The sequence below is a fragment of the Desulfosarcina sp. BuS5 genome, assembly GCF_028752835.1.
Lineage (GTDB): Bacteria > Desulfobacterota > Desulfobacteria > Desulfobacterales > BuS5 > BuS5.
Window position 1 is genome coordinate 2,249,499 of record NZ_CP087952.1, and the last position, 23,028, is coordinate 2,272,526.

The following is a 23,028-nucleotide window of genomic DNA, read 5'->3' on the forward strand; positions in this document are numbered from 1 at the left end:
CTATTAACTGTTATAAATGCCAACACTATTATGTCACGTGGGATAAAAAATTCCCGCATGGCTGCAAAGCTATAAACTTTAAAAGTAAAAATTTGCCTTCTGTGGCAGTCTTGCAAAATTCAGGGGCTGAATGCCTTATGTTCATACAAAAACAAAAAATTACAAATTAAAAAATGGTTATTACGGATGGCCCAATTTGATAAGGCAGACAATGGACAACATAGAAACGATTATCGAACGTTTAAAAGAAAATGAAGAGATTGCCAAAAAATTTTATCAGGTTGAGACCAAAATTTTAAAAGTTTTGAATTTTCGAGATTTTTTTGAGGTTCTTTTAACAGAAATCAAAGATATATTCAATGTACCGTATGTATGGATTTCCTTAATCAAAACAAGCGAAGTGACGAGTCTTCTCCGCCAGATGGAATCATCAAAAATATTAAAAAAAAATATAAATATTATTAATCGAGCATCTTTTCAGAAACTTGTTGATAATAATAAAACTCCCCTGCTGGCAAACAAAGATTTAAAACTTTTTTACGACCTTATACCCATAAAAAGAAAACATCTTATAGGCTCTATAGCCATTGCGCCCATATCTATTGACGAAGAAATCATCGGTAGTCTAAACCAGGCTGACTCTTCACCTATACGTTTTCAACCCGGCATAGACACTGCTCTTCTTGAGCATCTTGCCGTAAAAATTTCTCTCTGTTTATCAAACGTCACCGCGCATGAAAAATTAAAAATAATGGCCTATCATGACCCCCTCACCGGACTTTTAAACCGAAGGGTAATGAATGCTGTGATCAAAAGAGAATTTAAGAGGTCAGAGAGATATGGAAGCCCGTTATCTGTTGTTTTTTTTGATATCGATAACCTTAAGCGCACCAATGACGTGCATGGTCATGATTTAGGTGATGCTATGATAAAACATGTTGCCGATATATTGTCATACAGGAGCAGGGAATCCGATATAATCACCAGATTTGCGGGAGATGAATTTGTAGCGATCCTTCCCGAAACCGATGAAAATGATGCAAAAAAACTCATTAATCGTATTAAACTTTATTGCCTTGAGCATCCTTTAAATACTGAAAAATCATTCATCCCTGTTTCTATTAGTTTTGGAGTCTCATCCACAGTGAACAAAGCGATGAAATCGCCGGATCTTCTTTTAAAACACGCTGACAAGAATCTATATAATGCAAAAAGAACAAAGAATAAAGGATTCGGAAAAAAATTTAATATAATTAATTTGCCTGTTAACAGGGAGAATAGCGGAAAGAAAAACTAAAAAAGTCTTGTCAAACTTGTTCGGTTCCCATGCTCCAGCGTGGGAACAACCCATATTGTGGAACGAGAAATAAAAAAAAAGCCTTATTAAATACAATAAGGCTTTTTAAAATATAATAATTATTTTTACTCTATCCGTTTGATGCTACCCCAGATTTTTCCTGCTCAGCTTCAATTCCGATGTCTTTTTTCTTAGTATCTTTTTTCTTAGTATCGGATCCTAATAATTCAATAATAGAAACAGGTGCTGCATCACCGGAACGTCTGCCTAATTTAGTAATTCTGGTATAACCACCGGCTATAGCGCCATAACGTTCACGAGCAACGCCAAAAAGCTCATGAACAACACCCTTTTCTCTTACAATCGAAAGAGCCTGACGTCTGGCATGGAGATCTCCACGCTTAGCCAGAGTAATCAATTTGTCTGCCCACCGTCTCACTTCCTTTGCTTTAACATCAGTAGTACGTATACTCTGATGTTTAAACAGGGAGGTTACCATATTTCTGAACATAGCCTTTCTATGGCTGCTTGTTCTATTTAACTTCAAAACAGCTTTTCTATGTCTCATGGGATCGCCTATTCTCCTTCTTCAATATCTTCTTCAGGTATAACAAATCCCTCAAGTTTCATGCCAAGAGAAAGACCCATTTCATTCAAAACTTCTTTGATCTCGTTCAATGACTTTCTACCAAAATTTTTAGTTTTCAGCATCTCTGACTCGGATTTATTAACCAGTTGATAAATCTTTATTATATTGGCATTTTTAAGACAATTCGCGCTGCGCACTGATAACTCAAGCTCATCGACTCGTCTGTATAAATTTGTATTAAACTCCGGTTGCACCGGCACATCCGATTCCTTTTCAATAACAGGCTCAAGTGTTTCATCAAAATTGATAAAAATACTCATCTGTTCTTTCAGAATCTTGGCAGCATATGCAACAGAATCCTCGGGTGCAATACTCCCATCGGTCCAGACCTCCATAGTCAGTTTATCATAATCGGTTTTCTGTCCGATACGGGCATCACTTACTGCATAAGTAACTCGTTTTATGGGAGAAAATACGCAATCGATAGATATTGTACCTTCAGGAGCATCCTCATCCTTATTCTCTTCAGATAACGCATATCGTCTGCCAATCTTAACAACCATTGACATATTCAGAGTAGCATTTCCAGAAAGAGTTGCAATATGCAAATTGGGATTCATAACTTCACAGCTACCATCATCGCTTACAATATCTCCAGATAAAACCACACCCTCACCTGAAGCAGAAATATGAACATGAGCAGACTCTGTTTCGCTAAGTTTTAAGCGAACCTGTTTTAAATTAAGAATAATCTCAGAGACATCTTCAAGTACACCTGGAATAGTACTATATTCATGCATTACGGAATCAAATTTAACGGATACAATCGACGCGCCATAAAGAGATGAAAGTATTATTCTTCGTAATGAATTACCTATAGTTAAGCCAAATCCTCTTTCAAGTGGTTCACATACAAATTTACCGTATAGAGGTGTAGATGTTACATGAACTTTTTCAGGCTTAACCATTTCTTGCCAGTTCATATACATTAATTCGTTTGACGACATTATTTTATCTCCAGCTTTTTTTAGAAAATGTCTAAATGAAAAATTAATGTGAGAGAGTTATGGTAAAATTCAAAACTACTTTGAATAAAGTTCTACTATCAACTGCTCTTGCATAGGCATTGTAAGGTCTTCCCGTACTGGAAAACTTTTTACTACTCCCTTAAATTTCTCTTTTTCCAAATCAAGCCACTGAGGCACACCTCTCCGCACCACTGCATCTAGAGAGTCTATAACAACCTTAATCTTTTGACTTTTTTCTCTAACCTCAATAACATCACCAATTTTAACAAGAAATGAAGGAATATTGACCCTTATCCCGTTAACAGTAAAGTGATTATGCTTCACAAAATGTCGTCCCTGGGAACGGGAGTCAACAAAACCGATACGATATACAATATTGTCAAGCCTTCGTTCAAGCAACATAAGAAAATTCGTTCCTGTTATACCTTTCTGTTTTTCTGCTTTTTTAAAAAAAAGTCGAAACTGTTTTTCAGAAAGTGAATAGATACGCTTGACCTTCTGCTTTTCTCTCAACTGAATACCATAATCAGATGGTTTTCTTCCCCGCCGCTGGCCATGATCACCAGGAGGATAGCCGCGCCTGTCAAAAGCACACTTGTCCGAATAACAACGATCTCCTTTAAGAAACAATTTTAAATTTTCGCGCCGGCACAGCCGACAAACAGAACCTCTATATCGTGCCAATAGGAATTCCTCCAGTAAAAAAAATTAAACTCTACGTCTTTTTGGGGGTCTACAACCATTATGCGGAACAGGAGTCACATCCTTTATCATAATTACTTTGAACCCCGCCGCTTGTAAAGATCTTAAAGCAGATTCTCGTCCAGCTCCAGGCCCTTTTAGGTAAACATCTACAGTTCTCATGCCATGTTCCATTGCTTTTTTTGCAGCATCTTCCGCAGCAAGCTGCGCAGCAAAGGGAGTACTCTTGCGTGAACCCGAGAAGCCTTTTACACCGGAACTAGACCAGGCAACAACATTACCAGCCGGATCTGTAATTGAAATAATAGTATTGTTAAAAGTAGATTGAATATGAACTACACCAGAAGGTATATTCTTTTTTTCTTTCTTTTTGGTATGTGTTCTTTTAGCCATTTATATAGCACCTGTCTTCTTTTAAATTACTTCTTTGCGCTACCTGCGCCACCCTGTTTCTTCACTGCTGACCTTTTAGGGCCCTTGCGAGTACGTGCATTTGTACTTGTTCTCTGTCCACGTACAGGAAGTGACCTGCGGTGGCGCAGTCCTTTATATGACCCGAAATCCATTAATCTTTTTATATTCATTGAGACTTCTGTGCGCAGCTCACCTTCCACCTTGTAATCATTATCAATTACTTTGCGGATGCTGTTAATCTCCAATTCCGTCAAGTCATCGGTCAATGTATTAGGATTAATATCCAGATTTGCAATTATACGCTTTGAAATAGTTTTTCCAATTCCATAGATATAAGTTAGACCTATCTCGATACGCTTACGTTTGGGTAAATCTACACCTGCAATTCTTGCCAAAGCTGCCCCCCTCTATCCCTGCCTCTGTTTATGTCTCTTGTTCTCACATATAACCCTTAACACACCTTTTCTGCGCAGTATTTTACATTTACTGCAAATCTTCTTTACTGAAGCTCTAACCTTCATATTTGCCACTCCCAATATACAAAAAAATATAAAAACTTTGCAAAAGGCCCACAAAACCAATCAACTTGTCTTTTAATCAGACTTACTAAAACCCGATACACCTTTGACAATAATAAAAAGTTACAGTCGCCCGGTTACTTAAAACAAAATAAATACGATATTATTTTACACGGTAAGTAATCCTGCCTCGAGAAAGGTCGTAAGGTGAAAGTTCTACAACAACTTTATCTCCAGGTAATATTTTAATAAAATGCATACGCATCTTGCCCGAAATATGCGCAAGAACTTGGTAATTGTTTTCAAGTTCAACTTTAAACATAGCATTAGGCAAAGTCTCAATAACCTTACCCTCTACCTTGATAGCCTCTTCCTTTGGCATAATATATAAATCCTGTAAAAAGAATATTTCTAAAACCGGCCCTTTATTTTACCGCCGCTTTTTTTTAAAAATCCTTCATAATGACGAACCAGCATATGTGATTCTATTTGAGATATAGTATCTACTCCAACACCAACCACTATTAAAAGAGCAGTACCTCCAAAATAAAACGGTACTTTAAAATATGATATCAGAATCGATGGTAACACACATACCAAAGAAACATATATAGCCCCGCCCAAGGTAATACGTGTTAAAACCTTATCAATATAATCTGCAGTACGCTTGCCTGGCCGCATTCCCGGTATAAAGCCTCCCTGTTTTTTAATATTTTCAGCCACATCAACGGGATCAAAAGTAATAGCAGTATAAAAATAACAAAAGAAAAAAATCATTATTACATATAGTAATTCATAAAGCAGATTGCCGGGTCTTAACAAATTAATCAAATCCTGAATCCACGAAACTGTGATAAAACTTACAATTGTGGCAGGAAACATCATAATTGATGAAGCAAATATAGGTGGTATCACGCCTGATGTATTAATCTTCAAAGGCAGATGGGTGGATTGCCCGCTATACATCTTTCTCCCCACTACCCTTTTTGCATATTGGACTGGTAAACGGCGCTGGCCCTGTTCAACAAAAACAATAAGCGCAATGACAGCCACCATGAATACAAGTAAAATAAGAATAAGAAAAACGCTCATTTCACCGGTGGCAATTAATCGGAATGTATTGCCTATTGCATCCGGAATCCTGACAATAATACCTGCAAATATTATTAATGAAATCCCGTTTCCTATACCCCTCTCGGTAATCTGTTCTCCCAGCCACATTATAAAGGCTGTTCCGGCTGTCAAGGTAAGAACAGTCATTAACCTGAAACCCCATCCGGGATGAAGCACAGTTCCCATCCTTTCCAAACCGATACTTATACCAAAGCCCTGAATTATACTTAAAAAGACAGTCCCATAACGCGTATACTGGGTAATCTTTTTATGCCCCTGCTCACCTTCTTTTTTTAGTTGTTCCAGAAATGGTATTGTGACCGTTAAAAGCTGTATAATAATAGATGCGCTTATATAAGGCATAATACCCAAAGCAAATACAGAGAGCCTTTCCAGAGCACCCCCTGAAAACATATTGAATACGCCTAATATAGTCCCTTTTGCCCTGGCGAATATTTCAGCTAATGCAATGCTGTCAATCCCGGGCGTAGGAATATGTACTCCGATGCGATATACAATAAGAAGACCAAGGGTAACAAGGCATCTTTTTTTTAATTCCGGTATATTTAATATATTCCCGAAACCTCCAACAGCCATATAATACCTCAACCTTTATTTATTACTCAATTTTTCCACCTGCTGCCAAAATCTTTTCCACAGCAGCTTTACTTAATTTGTCTAAACGAATGGTGAGTTGTTTATTAATTTCGCCCTGAGACAAAAGCTTAATTCCGTCTCTTCTACCTTTGACAAGACCGGCTTTAACAAGTAAAGCCTCATCAACAATACTGCCATTTTCAAATCTGGACAAATCAGATATATTAATAACAGATATTCTTTTTTTAAAAATATTGGTAAAGCCTCTCTTTGGCAAGCGTCTGTGTATGGGCATCTGACCGCCTTCAAAACCAGGACGGACGCCTCCTCCTGAACGGCTGTTATAGCCCTTGGTTCCCCTGCCAGCTGTTTTACCAGTACCAGACCCAACGCCGCGTCCAAGGCGTTTTCGCTGTTTGCGTGATCCTTGGGACGGCGCAAGTTCATTTAACTTCATCAGGTTTCTCCTCAGCCTTTACAAGATGCGACACCTTATTAATCATACCTCGAATAGATGGAATATTTTCAAGCACAACAGTTTTGTTGCACTTTGTAAGTCCCATGCCACGCAAAACTTTACGTTGTTTTTCAGGTCTACCGATCATGCTTTTCACAAGAGTGACTTTTATTGTTCCGGTCATATAATTTCTACCTCAGATATTTAAAGGCACATTGAAGCCTTATGGTTCGCTACCAATAACTTCACAGACTATTAACATCTATACCACGTCTTACTGCAACCTGCGCTCGGCTCTGAAGCTGTGTAAGGCCTTCAATGGTAGCTTTTACCAGGTTATGGGGATTATGAGAACCCATACACTTTGTAAGAATGTTCTGAACTCCAGCAGCTTCGAGGACCGCACGTACAGCACCTCCTGCTATAACACCGGTACCCTCTGATGCTGGTTTCAAAAAAACTCTACCGGCCCCATACTTTCCTATAACTTCAAAAGGAATGGTTCCTTTATTCAAGGAAACTTTAACCATATTTTTCTTTGCTTTTTCTATACCCTTGCGAATAGCAACGGGAACTTCTCCGGCCTTACCAAGTCCATAACCGATAGCACCATCACCATCTCCAACTACAACAATAGCACTAAAGCTGAATCTCCGGCCACCTTTTACTACTTTCGCCACGCGATTGATATACACGACCTTATCAATTAATTGATTTTCTACTGTATCTTCTTTGTACAAGTGGCTTTCCTCCTTAGTCCTATTTATAGTCCTATAGATTGTCAACTACATAATTTCACTAAAAAACCAACCCAGCTTCACGTGCTCCTTCAGATACTGCTTTAACTCGACCATGATATAAAAAACCATTACGATCGAAAACAACCTTTGTTAATCCTTTTTCAATTGCTCGTCCGCCCAAAAGTTTGCCGACATAATTAGCAACCGCCACTTTGCTTTCAAATTGAGGTTGTTCTTTAGTCGCCGGCTCAAGGCTTGAAGCAGCAACAAGCGTGTGACCGGATGTATCATCAACAACCTGTGCATATATATGTTTTGCACTACGAAATACAGTTAACCTTGGCCGCTCCGATGTTCCTGTCAATCTCTTACGAACTCTCTTTTTTCTTTTCAAACGCGCCTGTTTTTTTAAATCCTGCGAACCCATTTAAGACTTCCCTTCAGAAAATTTTTTATTTAACTCCGGTCTTGCCGGCTTTTCTTTTAATATGCTCTTCAGCATATTTAATACCTTTGCCTTTATAAGGTTCAGGTGGTCTCAACTTTCTTATTGCTGCAGCGACCTGCCCAAGTTGCTCTTTATCAATGCCGAAAAGCTTGATAGTATTATTCTTGTCCACAGTTGCCGAAACACTTTCCTGAAGATCAAAAAGAACAGGACTTGAATATCCAAGATTAAATGTTATGGTCTGTCCTTTAATTGTAGCGCGATAACCTATACCGTTTATTTGAAGTACACGTTCAAATCCCTTATCAACTCCAATTACCATATTGGAAACCAGACTTCTGGTAAGGCCCTGTAAAGCTCTGCTAACCCTATCATCCTTTTTCATAGTTACATTTATATTCTGATTTTCAATATTCAGATCAATGTCAGGATGAACCAACCTTGTAAGCACACCTTTTTCGCCCTTCACATTCAACAAATGTTCAGAATAAGTGACTTTAACACTACTTGGTATACAAATCGTTTTTTTTCCCACACGTGACATTCGCTTTACTCCCAATTACTACCAAACGTTACAGAGAATTTCACCGCCTAAATTTTCTTTTCTCGCTCTTTTATCGGTCATTACGCCGCGAGAGGTAGAAAAAATAGAAATACCCATACCACTTAAAACCGGTTTTATATCCTTTGCTCTAAAATAAACCCTTCTGCTAGGCTTACTGATACGCTTAATTCCCAAAATAACATCTGAACGACCTTCTCCGTACTTAAGATATAAACGCAGGATACCTTGCTTGTTATCATTAATAAATTTGAAATTCTGTATAAAACCTTCAGTTTTTAGTACGTTAGCAATTTCAATCTTTATTTTTGAGCCGGGTATGTCTACTTTTGTAAATTTTGCCTTGACTGCATTCCTGATTCGAGTCAGCATATCCGCAATGGGATCACTAATTGACATTCTACTCTCCGTTAAAAAAAATTAACATATTATTTAGGCATGGCAGCCAAATCATATACAAAACCAAGATTATAGGATGATGCCAAAATATTATAAATTTCAGAATAAAAGCTATATAGATTGTCAGATAATAAATTTCACAAGGCCAGAGGGGAGGAAGGCGTATTGTGATACTCCAACGACCGATAACGCAGTGAAATTATTTATGTGACAAGCTATAGATGGTTTATTTTACCAACTTGACTTAGTAACGCCTGGAAGTTTACCCTGAGATGCAAGATTCCTAAAACAAATACGGCAAATACCGAACTTTCTTATAAACGCCCTTGGCCTTCCGCAAAGAGGGCATCTATTATATGCTCTTACTTTAAACTTCGGTTGTCGCATAGCCTTAATTCTAAGAGCTTTTTTTGCCAAATCTTCCTCCTTATAAATTGATGATTTAGAAAAAGAATTACTAAATCATCAATACTCCAAATTTGTTACACAAGGAATGCAAATATAGATTAGTTTCTAAACGGCATACCTAAAAGTTTAAGGAGCTCTTTACCTTCTCTATCATTTTTTGCGGTATTCACAATAGTAATATTGAGCCCTTTAATCTTATCTATAGCATCAAAGTCAATTTCCGGAAAAATTATCTGTTCCTTTATTCCAAGGGAATAATTGCCATGTCCATCAAAAGCCTTACCTGACAAGCCTCTAAAGTCACGTACACGGGCAAGCGCAATATTCACAAGCCTGTTATAGAAATCAAACATACGATCATGACGAAGCGTTACCATACATCCAATGGGCACACCTTCTCTGAGTTTAAAAGCAGCAATCGACTTTTTTGCTCGTGTTATAACAGGCTGCTGACCTGAAATCACTTTCAATTCAGCTACTCCGGAATCAAGGAGCTTATTATTATTGATCGCTTCCCCTAAACCCATGTTCAAGACAACTTTTTCAAGTTTTGGAACCTGCATAACGTTTTTATAATTAAAAGTTTCCATCATCTTAGGAACAACTTCTTTGCAGTAATATTCTCTTAACTGTGACATTAATCTTCCCCGAAAACTATAAATTTTCAAATAATTAATTTAACAAGGATAAAGGGAAACCCATTAGGGGAGACGTAATTTTAGTACGTCGACCGAAGGTTATGACCGATAACAGATTAAAATTATTTAGATAAAAATCCACAATGGTTTATACATCAATCATTTCATTACATTTGCTACATACACGAACTTTTTTTCCGTCTTCAATAAGCTTCCGCTTAATACGCACTGCATTAAGGCATTTATTACAAACCAACATTACATTTGACCAATGAAGCGGAGCCTCCTGTTCTACTATGCCACCCTGCCTGTTAGTTGCACTTGGCTTGGAATGTTTTTTTATTATGTTAATGTTCTCTACAATAACCCGGCTGTCTTTTCTGATAACCCTTACAATTTTTCCGATTTTATCTCTATCCTTACCGGTAATTATCTTAACTTTATCATCTTTTTTTAAATGAATTTTATTAGCTGTCATAAAGAACCTCTTAAAATATTATACAAGGGAAGATATCGGCTTTATAAAACCTCAGGAGCAAGAGAGATAATTTTCATAAATTTTTTTGCCCTAAGCTCTCTTGCAACAGGACCGAAAATACGTGTTCCTAAAGGTTCTTGATTTGCGGTTATTAAGACTGCGGAATTATCATCAAACCTTATATATGATCCGTCAGGCCTTCTAATCTCTTTCTTGGTACGTACTACTACCGCTTTAAGAACGTCACCTTTTTTTGCTTTGGCATTTGGCATTGCTTCCTTTATTGATACAACGATTATATCGCCGACACTAGCATACCTTCTTCTTGACCCGCCTAAGACTTTTATACAATAAACAACTTTAGCTCCTGAATTGTCAGCTACAGTCAATCTTGTTTCTGCCTGTATCATTATAAAGTATTTCCTTTTCTAATGCCACCCCTGCAACTTAAAGGTTGGCGACTTCTAATTAAACAGCCCTGTCAAGTATCTTGTTTACAACCCATTTCTTGGTTTTGCTGATAGGTTTTGATTCCATGATTAGTACCTTATCACCAAAACAGCACTCATTATCTTTGTCATGAGCAACAAATTTTGAACGCCTTTTTATATATTTATGATAAAGTTTATGTTTAACAAGTCTCTCAACATTTACAACAACTGTTTTGTCCATCTTGTCACTAACAACAGTTCCAACAGCCTGTCTCTTTATTCCGATTTTTTTCATGACAGCAACTATTCTATTCCATATCTTTGTTGTCGATCATTTCTCTTATTAGAGTCTTAACCCTGGCAATATTCCGTTTGGTCTTTTTCATTAATTGAGTGTTATCAAGCTGGTCGGTTTGATGCTGAAAACGAAGATTAAACAATTCTTCTTCATAATTAACGAGCTTGTTATTCATCTCATCAAGGCTTAACTCTCTAATCTCACCCGTCTTCATTAAAATAAACTCCTTGCAACAAACCTGGTTTTCACTGAAAGCTTGTGTGACGCAAGGCGCAAAGCCTCCTTGGCAAGCTCTATAGGAACACCATCCATTTCATAAAGAATTCTTCCGGGTTTAACGATGGCTTGCCATCCTTCGGGAGCGCCCTTCCCTTTACCCATTCTAACTTCAGCCGGTTTTTTTGTATATGGTTTATCAGGAAAAATTCTTATCCAGGTTCTGCCACCTCTCTTCACATGCCTGGTCATTGCTATACGGGCTGCTTCTATCTGCCTCGCAGATATTGCTCCGCACTCAATTACCTGCAATCCATAGTCACCAAAATTTAAATTACAACCCCTTAGTGCAACACCCTTCATTCTACCTCTCTGGTGCTTGCGGAATTTCATCTTCTTGGGACTCAGCATTTAAAATTACTCCTATTCTACCTATAAATTTTCAGATAATTAATTTTGTTGCGTTATCGCTCAAAACATTATCTCGACGCAAAGCCAGTACGCCTCCTAAGCTTTTCTCTATAGATTGTGAAATTAATTATCTAAAAGCCCATAAATAGTAACTATATTTTAGATTCAAAAATAATGATATATCTTATAATATCATTATTTATTTTTCTTTAAAATCTCACCCTTAAAAATAAAAACTTTAACACCAATTACACCATATGTGGTATGCGATTCCGTAAAACCGTAATCAATATCCGCACGTAAGGTATGCAGGGGGACCCTTCCTTCTTTGTAACATTCCGTCCGAGCCATCTCTGCACCTCCCAAGCGACCTGAGCATATAACCTTAACACCTTCAGCACCAAATCGAATGGCAGACTGAATACCACGTTTCATGGCACGCCGAAAAGCTACCCTCCGTTCTATCTGAAGAGCAATACTTTCTGCAACAAGCTGAGCATCAACCTCAGGTTTTCGTACCTCCTGAACATCAATAAAAACTTCTTGAGAAATCATTTTTTCAAGCGTTTTTTTTAACTCAGCTATTTCAGAACCTTTTTTTCCTATTATAATACCAGGTCTAGAAGTAAAAATTTTTAGTCTGACACGCTTATTCGATCTCTCAATTTCAATTTTAGAAACACCTGCGTGATAATTTTTTTTCTTAAGAAACTTCCTGATATTAAAATCTTCTAAAATATAATCAGAATATTTCTTACCGGCATACCATTTCGACTCCCAAGTCTTAACTACACCCAGCCTCAAACTTATAGGATTAACTTTCTGGCCCAAGCTTTTTATCCTCCCTTATGCCAAATCATCACATAATATAACAGTAATATGAGCGGTACGTTTTAAAATTCTTGTTCCCCTACCGCGCGCCCTGGCTCTGAATCGTTTTAATGTTGGTCCCTGATCAGCAGAAATATTTCGAATAACCAATGCGTCTATATCTACCCCTGAATGTTGGTCAGCATTTGCAACGGCACTGCGTATTGTTTTTTCAACTATGGCCGCCGCTTTTTGAGGCATAAATTTTAAAATATCCAGACCGGCTTCAACAGGCTTACTCTTAATGGTCCCCACTATCATACGAACTTTTCTTGGAGAAATGCGCACGTACTTTGCAACTGCTCTAAACTCCATTTTCGGCAATTCCTTATTTATACAGATTTTCAAACATCTGTTAATGCTGATTATTTCCTTAATCTCGATTTTTTATCCCCGGCATGTCCATAAAAAACACGTGTCGGAGAAAATTCACCAAGTTTATGACCCACCATATCTTCTGAAACAAAGACCGGAACAAATTTTTTTCCGTTATGAACTGCCATCGTAAATCCTACCATCTCAGGTATAATGGTTGACCTTCTTGACCATGTCTTTACAACGCTATTACTTCTAGTCTCCTGGGCAGTTGTTATTTTTTTTAATAACTTTGGATCAACATACGGACCTTTTTTTAATGATCGCGGCATAAAAACTCCTGGAAAAATGATAAATATATTTCAATAATTATCAAATGCTATTTTTTAGTTCTTTTTTTAACAACAAACCTGTTGTTCTTCCTCTTGTTCCTTGTCTTATACCCTTTGGTAGGCATTCCCCATGGAGTACAAGGATGACGCCCGCCTGAAGAACGGCCTTCACCGCCTCCCATTGGATGATCAACCGGATTCATCGCAACTCCACGCACTTTAGGTCGTCTCCCAAGCCAACGCTTCCTGCCTGCCTTTCCCAAGGAAATATTCTCATGTATTACATTTCCCAGCTGACCGATTGTTGCATTGCAGTTTAATAAAACCATCCGAACTTCACCTGAAGGCAATTTCACTTGAGCATATCTATCTTCTTTCGCCATGAGCTGAGCATATGTACCGGCACTCCTGACAATCTGTCCACCTTTGCCCATCGTCAATTCAATATTATGAATATGTGTCCCTAAAGGTATGTTTTTTAAGGGTAGAGTATTTCCAGGTTTAATATCGGCTTCTATGGATGAGATAACCGAATCTCCAACAGAAAGGTTGAGCGGAGCGAGTATATAACGTTTTTCGCCATCAGCATAATACAATAATGCTATTCTCGCAGACCTGTTCGGATCATATTCAATTGTAGCAACTGTTGCGGGAATACCGACTTTGTTCCTCTTAAAATCAATTATCCTGTAACGCCTTTTATGACCACCGCCTCGATGCCTGCTCGTAATCCTTCCATTTACATTACGTCCACCGGTTTTTTTAATAATTTTCAACAGACTTTTTTCAGGGGTGGTTGTTGTAATCTCTTCAAAAGTAGAATAAGTCTGAGCCCTGCGACCGGCAGATGTTGGTTTTACTCTTTTAACAGCCATTATAAACCTTTAAGCTCCTAAGCTCCTTCAAAAAATTCAATCCGTTCACCAGGTAATAATCGAACAATAGCCTTTTTCCAATCCTTACGCTTACCTATTATTCTGCCTTTTTGTTTGGTTTTGCCTTTTACCTGAATAGTCTTAACAGAAGCAACTTTAACCTTGAATATCTTTTCCACAGCATTTCTGATCTCAATACGGTTGGCTGCTCGATCTACTTCAAAGGCAAACTGGTTTGCTTCTTCTTTCAAAAGCACTGTTTTTTCAGTAACAAGAGGCCGCTTGATTATTCTATATTTAATCATACCACAAACCTCCCTTCGATGCTCTTAATGGATGGCTCCAACAACACCAAATGATTGTACTTAAGAATATCGTAAACATTAAGCCCCTCATATCTCATAACTTTTATGTTAGGAACATTTCTTGAGGAAAGCTCAAGCTTTTCATTTTTTTCATCTATTACAATCAAAGCTTTCTTTATATTCAATTGATTGATGATACCTATAAATTTTTTTGTCTGGATCTTATCTAAATCAAAATTATCCAGCACAACCAGTTCATTCGTCCTGTATTTGCTGCTCAGCGCCATCTTAAGGGCTAGTTTTTTTACCTTTTTAGGAACCGAGTAGGCGTACGACCTGGGATCAGGGCCAAAAACAGAACCTCCTCCACGCAATAGAGGAGATTTGATATCACCTCTCCGTGCCCTTCCAGTGCCCTTTTGCCTGAATAATTTTCTTCCACTTCCCTTTACATCACTACGATGTTTAACTGAAGCAGTTCCTGAGCGCCTGCAAGCCAACTGCATCCTGACTACTTCATGCAGAACATTCGATTTGGCAGGTACGTCGAATATATAATCTGCCAGTTCTATTTCTGAAACCTTTTCCGCTTTTGTATTTAAAACATCCACAACAGCCATTTGCAATACCAAACTATAAATGTTGATGAATTCAAAAAAAATTGTTTATAATTAGATTTTTATAGCTCTTAAAACAACTTTTTTATCAAGCCATCACGGTTAATAAAAAAATTATAGATTTTCAGATAATTATTTGATTTTAAAATTTATATTTATTCTGCAAGCGCCCTTTTTTTAATTGCTACCAGACCCGATCTATGACCAGGCAAAGCACCTTTTATCAATATCAAATTTTCTTCCGGCCGGATATCGACAATTTCGAGGTTACGTACTGTTGTTCTCGAATTGCCATAATGGCCCGGGAGTTTCTTTCCTTTTATAACCTTGCCGGGCCAAGCACTGCACCCTACAGAACCCGGAATTCTATGACTATGACTACCATGGGTCTTTTTGCCTCCATGAAAGCCATGTCGTTTTATAACACCAGCAAAACCACGTCCCTTGCTCGTGCCGGCAACGTCAACACGTTCACCCACTTTAAAAATATCGAGAAGGATCTTCTGTCCGGGTTTATATAATTCAGGTTCATCGACATCCACTTCCCGAAGATAGAGAAAAGACTGGCCGCCGCTCTTTTGTAAATGCCCCTGTTTCGGTTTGTTAATACGCGACTTTTTTTGCTCGCAGAACCCTATTTGAAGGGCGTCATATCCCTCATTAACGATTGTTTTAATCTGTGTTACAAAACAAGGGCCTGCTTGTATAACTGTTACAGGTATAAACTTACCATCCGCGGAAAAAACCCCGGACATACCTATTTTTTTCCCTATCAATCCTCTACACATAGCTTTAACAATTCCTATGCCTATAGTTTTATCTCTACATCTACTCCAGGAGAAAGATCGAGTTTCATTAATGCATCGACAGTCTGCTGGGTCGGCTCAACAATATCAAGAATTCTTTTATGTGTTCTTATCTCAAATTGTTCCCGTGATTTTTTGTCTTTATGAGGTGAACGGAGAACACAATATTTATTTATTCTTGTGGGAAGAGGAATCGGCCCAACTACTTTTGCACCTGTTTTATTGGCTGTATCTAAAATATCCGAGGCGGATTGATCAAGCAGTTTATGATCATAAGCCTTGAGTTTTATCCTTATTTTTGTATTGACTTTCATTATTTTTTTCTTTCGGATTGCTGATATACGATCTCTTCTATTCGATCACTTCACTCACAACACCTGCGCCGACGGTACGACCGCCTTCTCTGATGGCAAACCTTAACTCCGCCTCCATCGCTATGGGTGTTATCAACTCAGCCGTTATCGTCACATTATCACCAGGCATGACCATCTCCACTCCCTCGGGTAATGTCAATATCCCGGTAACATCCGTTGTCCTGAAATAAAACTGCGGACGATATCCGCTGAAAAACGGCGTGTGCCTGCCACCTTCCTCTTTGCTCAATATATAAACTTCCGCTTTAAACTTCGTATGCGGCGTAATAGATCCAGGTACAGCTACTACCTGACCGCGCTCTACTTCTTCACGCTTTGTGCCTCTTATCAAGACACCTATGTTGTCTCCGGCCTGACCCTGATCAAGAAGCTTCCTGAACATCTCCACACCAGTGCAGACTGTCTTCAAAGTGTCCCGTATACCTATGATCTCTACATCATCACCTACTTTGATTATTCCACGCTCTACCCTGCCGGTTACTACCGTACCGCGACCGGATATACTGAAGACGTCCTCTACGGGCATCAAAAACGGCTTGTCTATGTCTCGCTTAGGCTCCGCTATAAATGTGTCTATAGCATCCATTAACTCAAATATACATTTAGCTTCTTCACCGTCAGGATCGTCGCTCTCTAGAGCCTTTAATGCGCTGCCGCGTATTATCGGAGTATCATCTCCAGGAAAGTCATACTTGTCCAGTAACTCCCGCAACTCAAGCTCCACCAACTCTACAAGCTCTTCATCATCAACCATATCACACTTGTTCAGAAATACCACTATGCTGGGGACACCCACCTGACGGGCTAACAATATATGCTCCCGGGTCTGAGGCATGGGACCGTCATCAGCCCCGACCACCAGTATAGCCCCGTCCATTTGAGCGGCTCCGGTTATCATATTCTTTATATAATCAGCATGACCAGGACAATCAACATGGGCATAATGACGGTTCGACGTCTCATACTCAACATGTGCAGTAGCTATCGTTATCCCGCGCTCCTTCTCTTCAGGCGCCTTGTCTATCTGATCAAACGGAACAAAATCAGCCAGACCTTTTAGGCCATTATGTTTTGTTATTGCTGCAGTCAATGTCGTCTTGCCATGATCTATATGCCCTATTGTACCAACATTGACGTGCGGCTTGGTCCTCTCATACTTTTCCTTTGCCATCTCTAATACCCTCCCCTCTTAATGCGGAAGTAAATTCTTCAAAAAACAACGTTTTCTACCAGCGATAATGGGCAAACGCCTTATTAGCTTCAGCCATTTTATGAGTATCCTCCCTCTTTTTAACAGAGGCTCCTCTTTTATTAAAAGCATCCAAGAATTCAGCGGCAAGCTTTTTGGCCATCCCTTTTTCAGATCTTTTGTGAGCAAAACCGATTATCCATCTAATACCTAATGCATTTCTTCGTGAAGGTCTAATTTCCGTCGGTATCTGATAGGTTGAGCCACCGACCCGCCTTGACTTCACTTCAATCATGGGCTGCACATTTTTAAGAGCATTTTCAAAAACATCCACTGGCGGCTCACTAGTCTTTTCCTGAATAATATCAAGCGCATCATACACTATCGACTCGGCAAGACTCTTTTTTCCGTCTTTCATGATTGATTTAATAAATCTTGCTACCAATGTATTATTATATTTGGAATCGGGTACAATCTTCCTATGGGGAACTTCTCTTCTTCTGGGCATATTTCAAACCACTTCAAACTTGATTAATTAAAAGATTGACTTTTATAGACTTTAAGATAAAAATTTTAGAGTTCGCCATCGGTCGTAGGATCATATAATTCCATTACCCATCCGGCCTTACCAAAATCATTATCTTAAAGTCTATACACTACCCTATTTAGGTTTCTTTACACCATATTTGGACCTTCCATGCTTTCTATCTTCCACGCCAAGAGTATCAAGAATGCCTCTGACGATATGATATCTTACACCTGGGAGATCTTTAACCCGCCCGCCACGAACAAGAACAACAGAATGCTCCTGGAGGTTATGACCGATACCGGGAATATATGCTGTAACCTCTGCACCGCTTGTCAACCTGACCTTGGCGACTTTACGTAACGCGGAATTCGGCTTCTTTGGTGTTGAAGTATAGACACGGGTACATACACCTCTTTTTTGTGGCGCACCCTTAAGCGCCGGCGTATTGGTCTTCCTTTTTATCCGCTTTCTACCTTTTCTAACCAATTGATTAATCGTCGGCATTTCATCCTCTTTAATTTTATTATTCTTCTGCAACGCTGATAAAAGACTTATTATAAATGCAAGGTAGTATTTTGTCAAGTATTTTATATCGATATTTTAATAAATAAAAAAAATAAGCTGTAAAGAAAGAATTTGTGTAACGAATTGACATTATTGATATTAAAATATAAAAAATTACATTTCAATATCAAAAGCACCATACTCAGGAAAGCCGGTACCGGCAGGGATCAGTCTACCCATAATAATATTCTCCTTAAGTCCTTTAAGTCTATCAACTTTGCCTGAAATACTCGCTTCCGCCAGCACCTTTGTTGTCTCCTGAAAAGAAGCTGCCGAAATAAAGCTTTCGGTACTGAGTGATGCTTTGGTTATTCCAAGAATCAACGATTCGGCAACAGCCGGTTTACCCCCATTCTCCTTAACAGCGCTGTTTATCTCATCAAACCTAATCCGATCGACCTGTTCCTCAAGAATAAAATCGGTATCCCCCGCGTCAATAATCTTGACACGCTTCATCATCTGATGCACAATAATTTCAATATGTTTGTCATTGATACGAACGCCCTGCAGATTATAAACTTCCTGAACTTCATTTACCAGGTAACGAGCCAATGCAATTTCACCTTTAATATTAAGAATATCCTGAGGATTCGCTGAACCCCCAATAAGAGGTTCGCCAGCCTTTACATAATCACCCTCATAAACATTGATATGTTTACCCTGTGGAATCAAATACTCTTTTTTATCGCCAACGTCAACAGGGGTAATCGTAATTTTCCGTTTTCCCTTTTTTGTGCCTTTTCTAATGGATACATACCCGTCAATTGCACTCAAAATAGCCATCTCTTTTGGTTTGCGAACTTCAAAAAGCTCGGCAACCCTTGGCAGGCCTCCTGTAATATCTTTTGTCTTGGTTGTAGCTCGCGGCAGTTTGGCGATAACATCTCCAGGCATTACACTATCCCCCTCGTCGACCATAAGTATAGCGTCCACAGGCAGATAATAACGAGCCTTCCCCTCAGAGGACTTCCTGTCGGCTGTCTTACCGCTCTTGTCTTTAATAGAAATCCTCGGACGTTCCTCTACGTGTTTCGATTCTATTATCATGCGACTCGATTTTCCTGTCACAGGGTCTACTTTCACCTGCATTGTTTTTCCCAGGTTTATATCTCCAAATTTGATATCCCCCCCAACCTCGGTCAAAATAGGTGTTGTAAATGGATCCCAGGTTGCAAGCAAATCTCCCGGCTTTACTTGATCACCCTCATTCACATTTATATGGGCTCCGTAAATTACAGGAAAACGCTCTCGTTCACGGCCTGTGTTGCCAATAATTGCAAATTCACCACCTTTTCGATTCATTACAACAATCTTATTCTCTGAATTAACCGCAGCGTCAAGATCCATATACTTTATCGTACCATCCGACATTGCCCGGATATCAGCCTGCTCAACCCTTCGGCTGGCTGTTCCTCCGATATGAAATGTCCGCATTGTCAACTGGGTTCCAGGCTCGCCTATAGACTGGGCGGCTAGAATTCCTACTGCCTGGCCTATCTCAACCGGCCTCCCATGAGCAAGGTCACGACCGTAACACATAACACATACTCCGTTTTTAACCCTACACGTCAATACAGACCTGATTTTTACAATAATAATACCTGCGGCTTCTATCTTTTCAACATCAGCCTCATCAATATATTCACCCATCTTTACAAGCAGTTCATCAGTAAAGGGATCTAAAATATCCTCAGCGGCTACACGTCCCAATATCCTTTCACCCAGACGCTGAATAACCTCTCCGCCCTCCATTAGAGGCTCTACCTCGATCCCATTCACAGAGCCGCAGTCATGCATAATTACTGTACAGTCTTGGGCAACATCGGCCAACCGCCTTGTAAGATATCCTGAATTTGCCGTCTTTAATGCTGTATCAGCCAATCCCTTCCTTGCTCCGTGGGTGGAAATAAAATATTGCAGAACCGAAAGTCCCTCTCTAAAATTGGCATTAATGGGAGTCTCTATAATTTCACCTGACGGTTTTGCCATAAGCCCCCTCATCCCAGCCAATTGTCTCATTTGATCCTTGCTGCCTCTTGCTCCGGAATCAGCCATCATATAAATAGGATTAAAACTTTCTGTAGGCCCGGATTCCCTGTCTTTATTAATAACAATATCGACATCCTCATTATCCGTGGGAGAGGCCATTTTCATAGCATTCATCATCTCATTGGCAACATCATCAGTAGCTTTAGCCCATATATCGACGACTTTATTATATTTTTCCCCCTGGGTTATGAGACCTTCCGTATACTGCCTGCCTATCTCATTAACCTGTGCATCAGCTCTTTGAATTATATCCTGTTTTGTTGGAGGAATAATCATAGCGTCGATGGATATTGATAACCCTCCTTTAGTCGAATATTCATAACCCAGATCCTTCAACCGGTCTGCAAGTATCACAGTAGCTTTCGGCCCAAGGTTCCTGTACACAGAATCGACAAGTTGGCCAAGAGACTTTTTATCCATTACTTTATTTATTATGTCGAAAGATATATCAGGCTTCTTGGCTACAACCTCAAAAAGATGGTAGAGATCACCATCAAAAAAGACTTCACTATATGTTCCGGGTTCTTGCGAATAAAGTTTATCCGCTTCCTCGCTTTTTAGATTAAAAAACCTGTTAAATTCTTCCTTGCTCAGAAAACCGTTATTCCCTTCATCCTGGTTATTTGAATATTCAATGGATAACTCTTTAAAATACTCTCTGTTCTTTAACCTATCCAATATAATCTTCGCATCTTCCTCTGTAGAAACCATTATATGGTTCAAGCTCAAGACCTTTTCATTGGGAAGGATCTCGTACAGCAAAACCCGGCCGACTGTGGTCTCTTCCCTTACGCCATTGATACGTACTACGATTTTAGAATGAAGATCAACCGCACCTGCGTCAAAGGCTGAACGAACCTCTCCCAAACTTGAAAATAGCTTGCCATCACCTTGCAAACCGGCAATTCCCCTAGTCATGTAATATATACCTAGAACAATATCCTGACTTGGAACAATGATAGGGTTGCCATTAGCAGGGGAAAGAATATTATCGCTGGACAGAACCAATACCCTGGCCTCAATCTGTGATTCAATAGAAAGGGGTATATGAACTGCCATCTGATCCCCGTCAAAGTCTGCATTAAATGCGGTGCAAACAAGCGGGTGAAGCTGAATAGCCTTGCCCCCTATAAGTATAGGTTCAAAGGCCTGTATTCCCAATCGATGAAGAGTGGGAGCGCGGTTAAGGAAAATAGGATATTCCTTCACAACCTCATCCAAGGCATCCCAAACCTCCGGCGTCTCTCTTTCTACTATTTTTTTGGCACTCTTGACAGTAGAAACTATGCCTTTTTTTTCAAGGCGATAATAGACAAAAGGTTTAAAGAGCTCGAGAGCCATTTTCTTTGGAAGACCGCACTGGTGTAATCTGAGATTAGGTCCTACCGTAATAACAGTACGACCGGAATAATCGACCCTTTTTCCGAGCAGATTCTGACGGAAACGCCCCTGCTTACCCTTTAATGTGTCACTTAAGGATTTTAAAGGACGTTTATTGGTACCGAGAATGACCCTGCCCTGTCTTCCGTTATCAAATAGCACGTCCACGGCTTCCTGCAACATCCTCTTCTCGTTGCGAACTATAATATCAGGTGCCTTTAAGTCTATAAGACGTTTTAAACGATTATTACGATTAATTACCCTCCGGTAAAGATCATTAAGATCGGAAGTAGCAAATCTTCCGCCTTCAAGAGGAACAAGCGGACGCAAATCAGGCGGCAGGACAGGAATACACTCCATTATCATACAAACCGGATTCAGGCCTGAACGCCTGAAAGAATCAATTACCTTCAGTCTTTTAGAATATTTCTGGCGCTTGGCAATGGCGCCGGTGGTCTGGATATCTGTTCTTAGCTGAGCATATTCCGCTTCAAGATCAACATTTTCCAACATCTTTTTAACAGCCTCAGCGCCGATGCCGACCTCAAAATTCTCACCAAAAGTATCAAGGGCCTCATAATACTTGTCGTCAGACAACAACTGCCCGCGCGTTAACCCGGTATCCTTAGGATCCATTACTATATAACAGTCGAAATAGAGTACTTTCTCAAGATTTTTTAAGGTCATATCGAGAAGAGTGCCGATTTTGCTGGGCAGACTCTTCAAAAACCATATATGCGCGCAAGGTGAGGCGAGCTCAATATGAGCCATTCTTTCTCTGCGGACTTTTGACTGTATTACTTCAACGCCGCATTTCTCACAGATAACCCCCCTATGCTTCATACGTTTATATTTGCCGCAATTACATTCATAATCCTTGGTAGGACCAAAAATCTTGGCACAAAAAAGACCATCACGTTCAGGTTTAAACGTCCTGTAATTTATTGTTTCGGGTTTCTTAATCTCCCCAAACGACCATTTACGGATCTGCTCCGGTGATGCCAACTCTATTTTTATACCGGAATATATTTTAGGGTCCATCGGTTTGGCAAAAAAATCGTATAATGTTTCCAAAATCT

At 39.3% G+C, this 23,028-nt stretch carries 34 protein-coding genes; 1 reads left to right on the top strand and 33 read right to left on the bottom strand.

The window, feature by feature from the left end; all coding sequences use genetic code 11:
* The first annotated feature begins 211 nt into the window (after positions 1-211).
* A complete protein-coding gene (locus BuS5_RS11020) occupies positions 212-1,297 on the top strand; it encodes a GGDEF domain-containing protein (protein WP_198012273.1) in 1,086 nt (361 codons plus the stop codon).
* Between the two features lie 130 nt (positions 1,298-1,427).
* Here the strand turns inward: BuS5_RS11020 and rplQ are convergent, their stop codons facing one another.
* The 33 genes from rplQ to rpoC form a co-directional block, all read right to left on the bottom strand.
* Entirely contained in the window at positions 1,428-1,865 is a 438-nt protein-coding gene (gene rplQ / locus BuS5_RS11025) for a 50S ribosomal protein L17 (protein WP_051374882.1), read from the bottom strand.
* A gap of 8 nt (positions 1,866-1,873) precedes the next feature.
* Positions 1,874-2,893: a DNA-directed RNA polymerase subunit alpha gene (locus tag BuS5_RS11030; RefSeq protein ID WP_035265668.1), complete on the bottom strand. Its 1,020-nt coding sequence runs from the start codon at positions 2,891-2,893 to the stop codon at positions 1,874-1,876.
* A gap of 75 nt (positions 2,894-2,968) precedes the next feature.
* Positions 2,969-3,598: a 30S ribosomal protein S4 gene (gene rpsD, locus BuS5_RS11035; protein ID WP_027354309.1), complete on the bottom strand. Its 630-nt coding sequence runs from the start codon at positions 3,596-3,598 to the stop codon at positions 2,969-2,971.
* A 24-nt stretch (positions 3,599-3,622) separates the two neighbouring features.
* Positions 3,623-4,009, bottom strand: coding sequence for a 30S ribosomal protein S11 (gene rpsK, locus BuS5_RS11040; RefSeq protein ID WP_027354308.1), 387 nt, complete (start codon positions 4,007-4,009; stop codon positions 3,623-3,625).
* 26 nt (positions 4,010-4,035) lie between these two features.
* The gene (rpsM, locus tag BuS5_RS11045) at positions 4,036-4,425 is read right to left on the bottom strand and encodes a 30S ribosomal protein S13 (RefSeq protein WP_027354307.1); all 390 of its coding nucleotides are present in this window, start codon (positions 4,423-4,425) and stop codon (positions 4,036-4,038) included.
* A gap of 12 nt (positions 4,426-4,437) precedes the next feature.
* The gene (gene rpmJ, locus BuS5_RS11050) at positions 4,438-4,551 is read right to left on the bottom strand and encodes a 50S ribosomal protein L36 (RefSeq protein WP_084446061.1); all 114 of its coding nucleotides are present in this window, start codon (positions 4,549-4,551) and stop codon (positions 4,438-4,440) included.
* A gap of 160 nt (positions 4,552-4,711) precedes the next feature.
* Positions 4,712-4,930: a translation initiation factor IF-1 gene (infA, locus tag BuS5_RS11055; protein WP_027354306.1), complete on the bottom strand. Its 219-nt coding sequence runs from the start codon at positions 4,928-4,930 to the stop codon at positions 4,712-4,714.
* A 29-nt stretch (positions 4,931-4,959) separates the two neighbouring features.
* Positions 4,960-6,258, bottom strand: coding sequence for a preprotein translocase subunit SecY (gene secY, locus BuS5_RS11060; protein ID WP_027354305.1), 1,299 nt, complete (start codon positions 6,256-6,258; stop codon positions 4,960-4,962).
* A 22-nt stretch (positions 6,259-6,280) separates the two neighbouring features.
* The gene (gene rplO / locus BuS5_RS11065; protein WP_027354304.1) at positions 6,281-6,715 is read right to left on the bottom strand and encodes a 50S ribosomal protein L15; all 435 of its coding nucleotides are present in this window, start codon (positions 6,713-6,715) and stop codon (positions 6,281-6,283) included.
* The gene (gene rpmD, locus BuS5_RS11070; protein ID WP_027354303.1) at positions 6,702-6,899 is read right to left on the bottom strand and encodes a 50S ribosomal protein L30; all 198 of its coding nucleotides are present in this window, start codon (positions 6,897-6,899) and stop codon (positions 6,702-6,704) included. Before rpmD ends, rplO begins: the two co-directional genes overlap by 14 nt.
* Positions 6,900-6,960: 61 nt before the next feature.
* Entirely contained in the window at positions 6,961-7,455 is a 495-nt protein-coding gene (rpsE, locus tag BuS5_RS11075) for a 30S ribosomal protein S5 (protein ID WP_027354302.1), read from the bottom strand.
* A gap of 58 nt (positions 7,456-7,513) precedes the next feature.
* A complete protein-coding gene (gene rplR, locus BuS5_RS11080) occupies positions 7,514-7,882 on the bottom strand; it encodes a 50S ribosomal protein L18 (protein ID WP_027354301.1) in 369 nt (122 codons plus the stop codon).
* 25 nt (positions 7,883-7,907) lie between these two features.
* Positions 7,908-8,447, bottom strand: a complete 540-nt coding sequence (rplF, locus tag BuS5_RS11085) for a 50S ribosomal protein L6 (RefSeq protein ID WP_027354300.1) — start codon at positions 8,445-8,447, stop codon at positions 7,908-7,910.
* Between the two features lie 18 nt (positions 8,448-8,465).
* The gene (gene rpsH, locus BuS5_RS11090; RefSeq protein WP_027354299.1) at positions 8,466-8,864 is read right to left on the bottom strand and encodes a 30S ribosomal protein S8; all 399 of its coding nucleotides are present in this window, start codon (positions 8,862-8,864) and stop codon (positions 8,466-8,468) included.
* Positions 8,865-9,095: 231 nt separating this feature from the next.
* Positions 9,096-9,281 carry a type Z 30S ribosomal protein S14 gene (locus BuS5_RS11095; RefSeq protein ID WP_084446058.1) on the bottom strand — a complete coding sequence of 62 codons (186 nt, stop codon included), beginning with the start codon at positions 9,279-9,281 and terminating at the stop codon, positions 9,096-9,098.
* An 89-nt stretch (positions 9,282-9,370) separates the two neighbouring features.
* The gene (rplE, locus tag BuS5_RS11100; protein ID WP_027354298.1) at positions 9,371-9,910 is read right to left on the bottom strand and encodes a 50S ribosomal protein L5; all 540 of its coding nucleotides are present in this window, start codon (positions 9,908-9,910) and stop codon (positions 9,371-9,373) included.
* Between the two features lie 148 nt (positions 9,911-10,058).
* Positions 10,059-10,388, bottom strand: coding sequence for a 50S ribosomal protein L24 (gene rplX / locus BuS5_RS11105; RefSeq protein ID WP_027354297.1), 330 nt, complete (start codon positions 10,386-10,388; stop codon positions 10,059-10,061).
* 41 nt (positions 10,389-10,429) lie between these two features.
* A complete protein-coding gene (gene rplN / locus BuS5_RS11110; RefSeq protein ID WP_027354296.1) occupies positions 10,430-10,798 on the bottom strand; it encodes a 50S ribosomal protein L14 in 369 nt (122 codons plus the stop codon).
* 58 nt (positions 10,799-10,856) lie between these two features.
* Entirely contained in the window at positions 10,857-11,114 is a 258-nt protein-coding gene (rpsQ, locus tag BuS5_RS11115; RefSeq protein ID WP_027354295.1) for a 30S ribosomal protein S17, read from the bottom strand.
* Positions 11,115-11,127: 13 nt separating this feature from the next.
* A complete protein-coding gene (gene rpmC, locus BuS5_RS11120) occupies positions 11,128-11,331 on the bottom strand; it encodes a 50S ribosomal protein L29 (RefSeq protein ID WP_027354294.1) in 204 nt (67 codons plus the stop codon).
* The gene (gene rplP / locus BuS5_RS11125) at positions 11,331-11,744 is read right to left on the bottom strand and encodes a 50S ribosomal protein L16 (protein WP_027354293.1); all 414 of its coding nucleotides are present in this window, start codon (positions 11,742-11,744) and stop codon (positions 11,331-11,333) included. The genes rpmC and rplP overlap by 1 nt, the downstream gene beginning before the upstream one ends.
* A 195-nt stretch (positions 11,745-11,939) precedes the next feature.
* Positions 11,940-12,575 carry a 30S ribosomal protein S3 gene (rpsC, locus tag BuS5_RS11130; protein WP_027354292.1) on the bottom strand — a complete coding sequence of 212 codons (636 nt, stop codon included), beginning with the start codon at positions 12,573-12,575 and terminating at the stop codon, positions 11,940-11,942.
* 15 nt (positions 12,576-12,590) lie between these two features.
* Positions 12,591-12,929 carry a 50S ribosomal protein L22 gene (rplV, locus tag BuS5_RS11135; protein ID WP_027354291.1) on the bottom strand — a complete coding sequence of 113 codons (339 nt, stop codon included), beginning with the start codon at positions 12,927-12,929 and terminating at the stop codon, positions 12,591-12,593.
* A gap of 50 nt (positions 12,930-12,979) precedes the next feature.
* Complete coding sequence (rpsS, locus tag BuS5_RS11140) at positions 12,980-13,261, bottom strand: 30S ribosomal protein S19 (protein ID WP_027354290.1); 282 nt, start codon at positions 13,259-13,261, stop codon at positions 12,980-12,982.
* 47 nt (positions 13,262-13,308) lie between these two features.
* The gene (gene rplB, locus BuS5_RS11145) at positions 13,309-14,136 is read right to left on the bottom strand and encodes a 50S ribosomal protein L2 (RefSeq protein WP_027354289.1); all 828 of its coding nucleotides are present in this window, start codon (positions 14,134-14,136) and stop codon (positions 13,309-13,311) included.
* 17 nt (positions 14,137-14,153) lie between these two features.
* Complete coding sequence (rplW, locus tag BuS5_RS11150; protein ID WP_027354288.1) at positions 14,154-14,441, bottom strand: 50S ribosomal protein L23; 288 nt, start codon at positions 14,439-14,441, stop codon at positions 14,154-14,156.
* On the bottom strand, positions 14,438-15,061 hold the full coding sequence (gene rplD / locus BuS5_RS11155; protein ID WP_027354287.1) for a 50S ribosomal protein L4: 624 nt from the start codon (positions 15,059-15,061) through the stop codon (positions 14,438-14,440). Before rplD ends, rplW begins: the two co-directional genes overlap by 4 nt.
* Before the next feature lie 152 nt (positions 15,062-15,213).
* Entirely contained in the window at positions 15,214-15,846 is a 633-nt protein-coding gene (gene rplC / locus BuS5_RS11160; protein ID WP_027354286.1) for a 50S ribosomal protein L3, read from the bottom strand.
* Between the two features lie 20 nt (positions 15,847-15,866).
* A complete protein-coding gene (rpsJ, locus tag BuS5_RS11165; RefSeq protein ID WP_027354285.1) occupies positions 15,867-16,178 on the bottom strand; it encodes a 30S ribosomal protein S10 in 312 nt (103 codons plus the stop codon).
* A gap of 37 nt (positions 16,179-16,215) precedes the next feature.
* Entirely contained in the window at positions 16,216-17,409 is a 1,194-nt protein-coding gene (gene tuf / locus BuS5_RS11170) for an elongation factor Tu (protein WP_027354284.1), read from the bottom strand.
* A 55-nt stretch (positions 17,410-17,464) separates the two neighbouring features.
* The gene (gene rpsG / locus BuS5_RS11175) at positions 17,465-17,935 is read right to left on the bottom strand and encodes a 30S ribosomal protein S7 (protein ID WP_027354681.1); all 471 of its coding nucleotides are present in this window, start codon (positions 17,933-17,935) and stop codon (positions 17,465-17,467) included.
* Positions 17,936-18,088: 153 nt separating this feature from the next.
* Positions 18,089-18,460: a 30S ribosomal protein S12 gene (gene rpsL / locus BuS5_RS11180; RefSeq protein WP_027354682.1), complete on the bottom strand. Its 372-nt coding sequence runs from the start codon at positions 18,458-18,460 to the stop codon at positions 18,089-18,091.
* 174 nt (positions 18,461-18,634) lie between these two features.
* Positions 18,635-23,023: a DNA-directed RNA polymerase subunit beta' gene (gene rpoC, locus BuS5_RS11185; protein WP_027354683.1), complete on the bottom strand. Its 4,389-nt coding sequence runs from the start codon at positions 23,021-23,023 to the stop codon at positions 18,635-18,637.
* Positions 23,024-23,028: the final 5 nt, after the last annotated feature.

Coding starts and splice junctions, on each gene's coding strand:
- rplO (WP_027354304.1), bottom strand. CDS start 6,715: ATGAAGTTAAATGAACTTGCGCCGTCCCAAGGATCACGCAAACAGCGA.
- rpsS (WP_027354290.1), bottom strand. CDS start 13,261: ATGCCGCGATCATTAAAAAAAGGTCCGTATGTTGATCCAAAGTTATTA.
- rplD (WP_027354287.1), bottom strand. CDS start 15,061: ATGGCTGTTGTGGATGTTTTAAATACAAAAGCGGAAAAGGTTTCAGAA.
- rplP (WP_027354293.1), bottom strand. CDS start 11,744: ATGCTGAGTCCCAAGAAGATGAAATTCCGCAAGCACCAGAGAGGTAGA.
- tuf (WP_027354284.1), bottom strand. CDS start 17,409: ATGGCAAAGGAAAAGTATGAGAGGACCAAGCCGCACGTCAATGTTGGT.
- rplC (WP_027354286.1), bottom strand. CDS start 15,846: ATGTGTAGAGGATTGATAGGGAAAAAAATAGGTATGTCCGGGGTTTTT.
- rpsH (WP_027354299.1), bottom strand. CDS start 8,864: ATGTCAATTAGTGATCCCATTGCGGATATGCTGACTCGAATCAGGAAT.
- rpmJ (WP_084446061.1), bottom strand. CDS start 4,551: ATGAAGGTTAGAGCTTCAGTAAAGAAGATTTGCAGTAAATGTAAAATA.
- rplB (WP_027354289.1), bottom strand. CDS start 14,136: ATGGCTGTTAAAAGAGTAAAACCAACATCTGCCGGTCGCAGGGCTCAG.
- rplF (WP_027354300.1), bottom strand. CDS start 8,447: ATGTCACGTGTGGGAAAAAAAACGATTTGTATACCAAGTAGTGTTAAA.
- rplQ (WP_051374882.1), bottom strand. CDS start 1,865: ATGAGACATAGAAAAGCTGTTTTGAAGTTAAATAGAACAAGCAGCCAT.
- rplW (WP_027354288.1), bottom strand. CDS start 14,441: ATGATTAAATATAGAATAATCAAGCGGCCTCTTGTTACTGAAAAAACA.
- BuS5_RS11020 (WP_198012273.1), top strand. CDS start 212: ATGGACAACATAGAAACGATTATCGAACGTTTAAAAGAAAATGAAGAG.
- infA (WP_027354306.1), bottom strand. CDS start 4,930: ATGCCAAAGGAAGAGGCTATCAAGGTAGAGGGTAAGGTTATTGAGACT.
- rplN (WP_027354296.1), bottom strand. CDS start 10,798: ATGATACAGGCAGAAACAAGATTGACTGTAGCTGACAATTCAGGAGCT.
- rplE (WP_027354298.1), bottom strand. CDS start 9,910: ATGTCACAGTTAAGAGAATATTACTGCAAAGAAGTTGTTCCTAAGATG.
- BuS5_RS11030 (WP_035265668.1), bottom strand. CDS start 2,893: ATGTCGTCAAACGAATTAATGTATATGAACTGGCAAGAAATGGTTAAG.
- rpsL (WP_027354682.1), bottom strand. CDS start 18,460: ATGCCGACGATTAATCAATTGGTTAGAAAAGGTAGAAAGCGGATAAAA.
- rpsJ (WP_027354285.1), bottom strand. CDS start 16,178: ATGAAAGTCAATACAAAAATAAGGATAAAACTCAAGGCTTATGATCAT.
- rplX (WP_027354297.1), bottom strand. CDS start 10,388: ATGACAGCTAATAAAATTCATTTAAAAAAAGATGATAAAGTTAAGATA.
- rpmD (WP_027354303.1), bottom strand. CDS start 6,899: ATGACCGGAACAATAAAAGTCACTCTTGTGAAAAGCATGATCGGTAGA.
- rplR (WP_027354301.1), bottom strand. CDS start 7,882: ATGGGTTCGCAGGATTTAAAAAAACAGGCGCGTTTGAAAAGAAAAAAG.
- secY (WP_027354305.1), bottom strand. CDS start 6,258: ATGGCTGTTGGAGGTTTCGGGAATATATTAAATATACCGGAATTAAAA.
- rplV (WP_027354291.1), bottom strand. CDS start 12,929: ATGGAGTTTAGAGCAGTTGCAAAGTACGTGCGCATTTCTCCAAGAAAA.
- rpsG (WP_027354681.1), bottom strand. CDS start 17,935: ATGCCCAGAAGAAGAGAAGTTCCCCATAGGAAGATTGTACCCGATTCC.
- rpsQ (WP_027354295.1), bottom strand. CDS start 11,114: ATGAAAAAAATCGGAATAAAGAGACAGGCTGTTGGAACTGTTGTTAGT.
- rpsK (WP_027354308.1), bottom strand. CDS start 4,009: ATGGCTAAAAGAACACATACCAAAAAGAAAGAAAAAAAGAATATACCT.
- rpmC (WP_027354294.1), bottom strand. CDS start 11,331: ATGAAGACGGGTGAGATTAGAGAGTTAAGCCTTGATGAGATGAATAAC.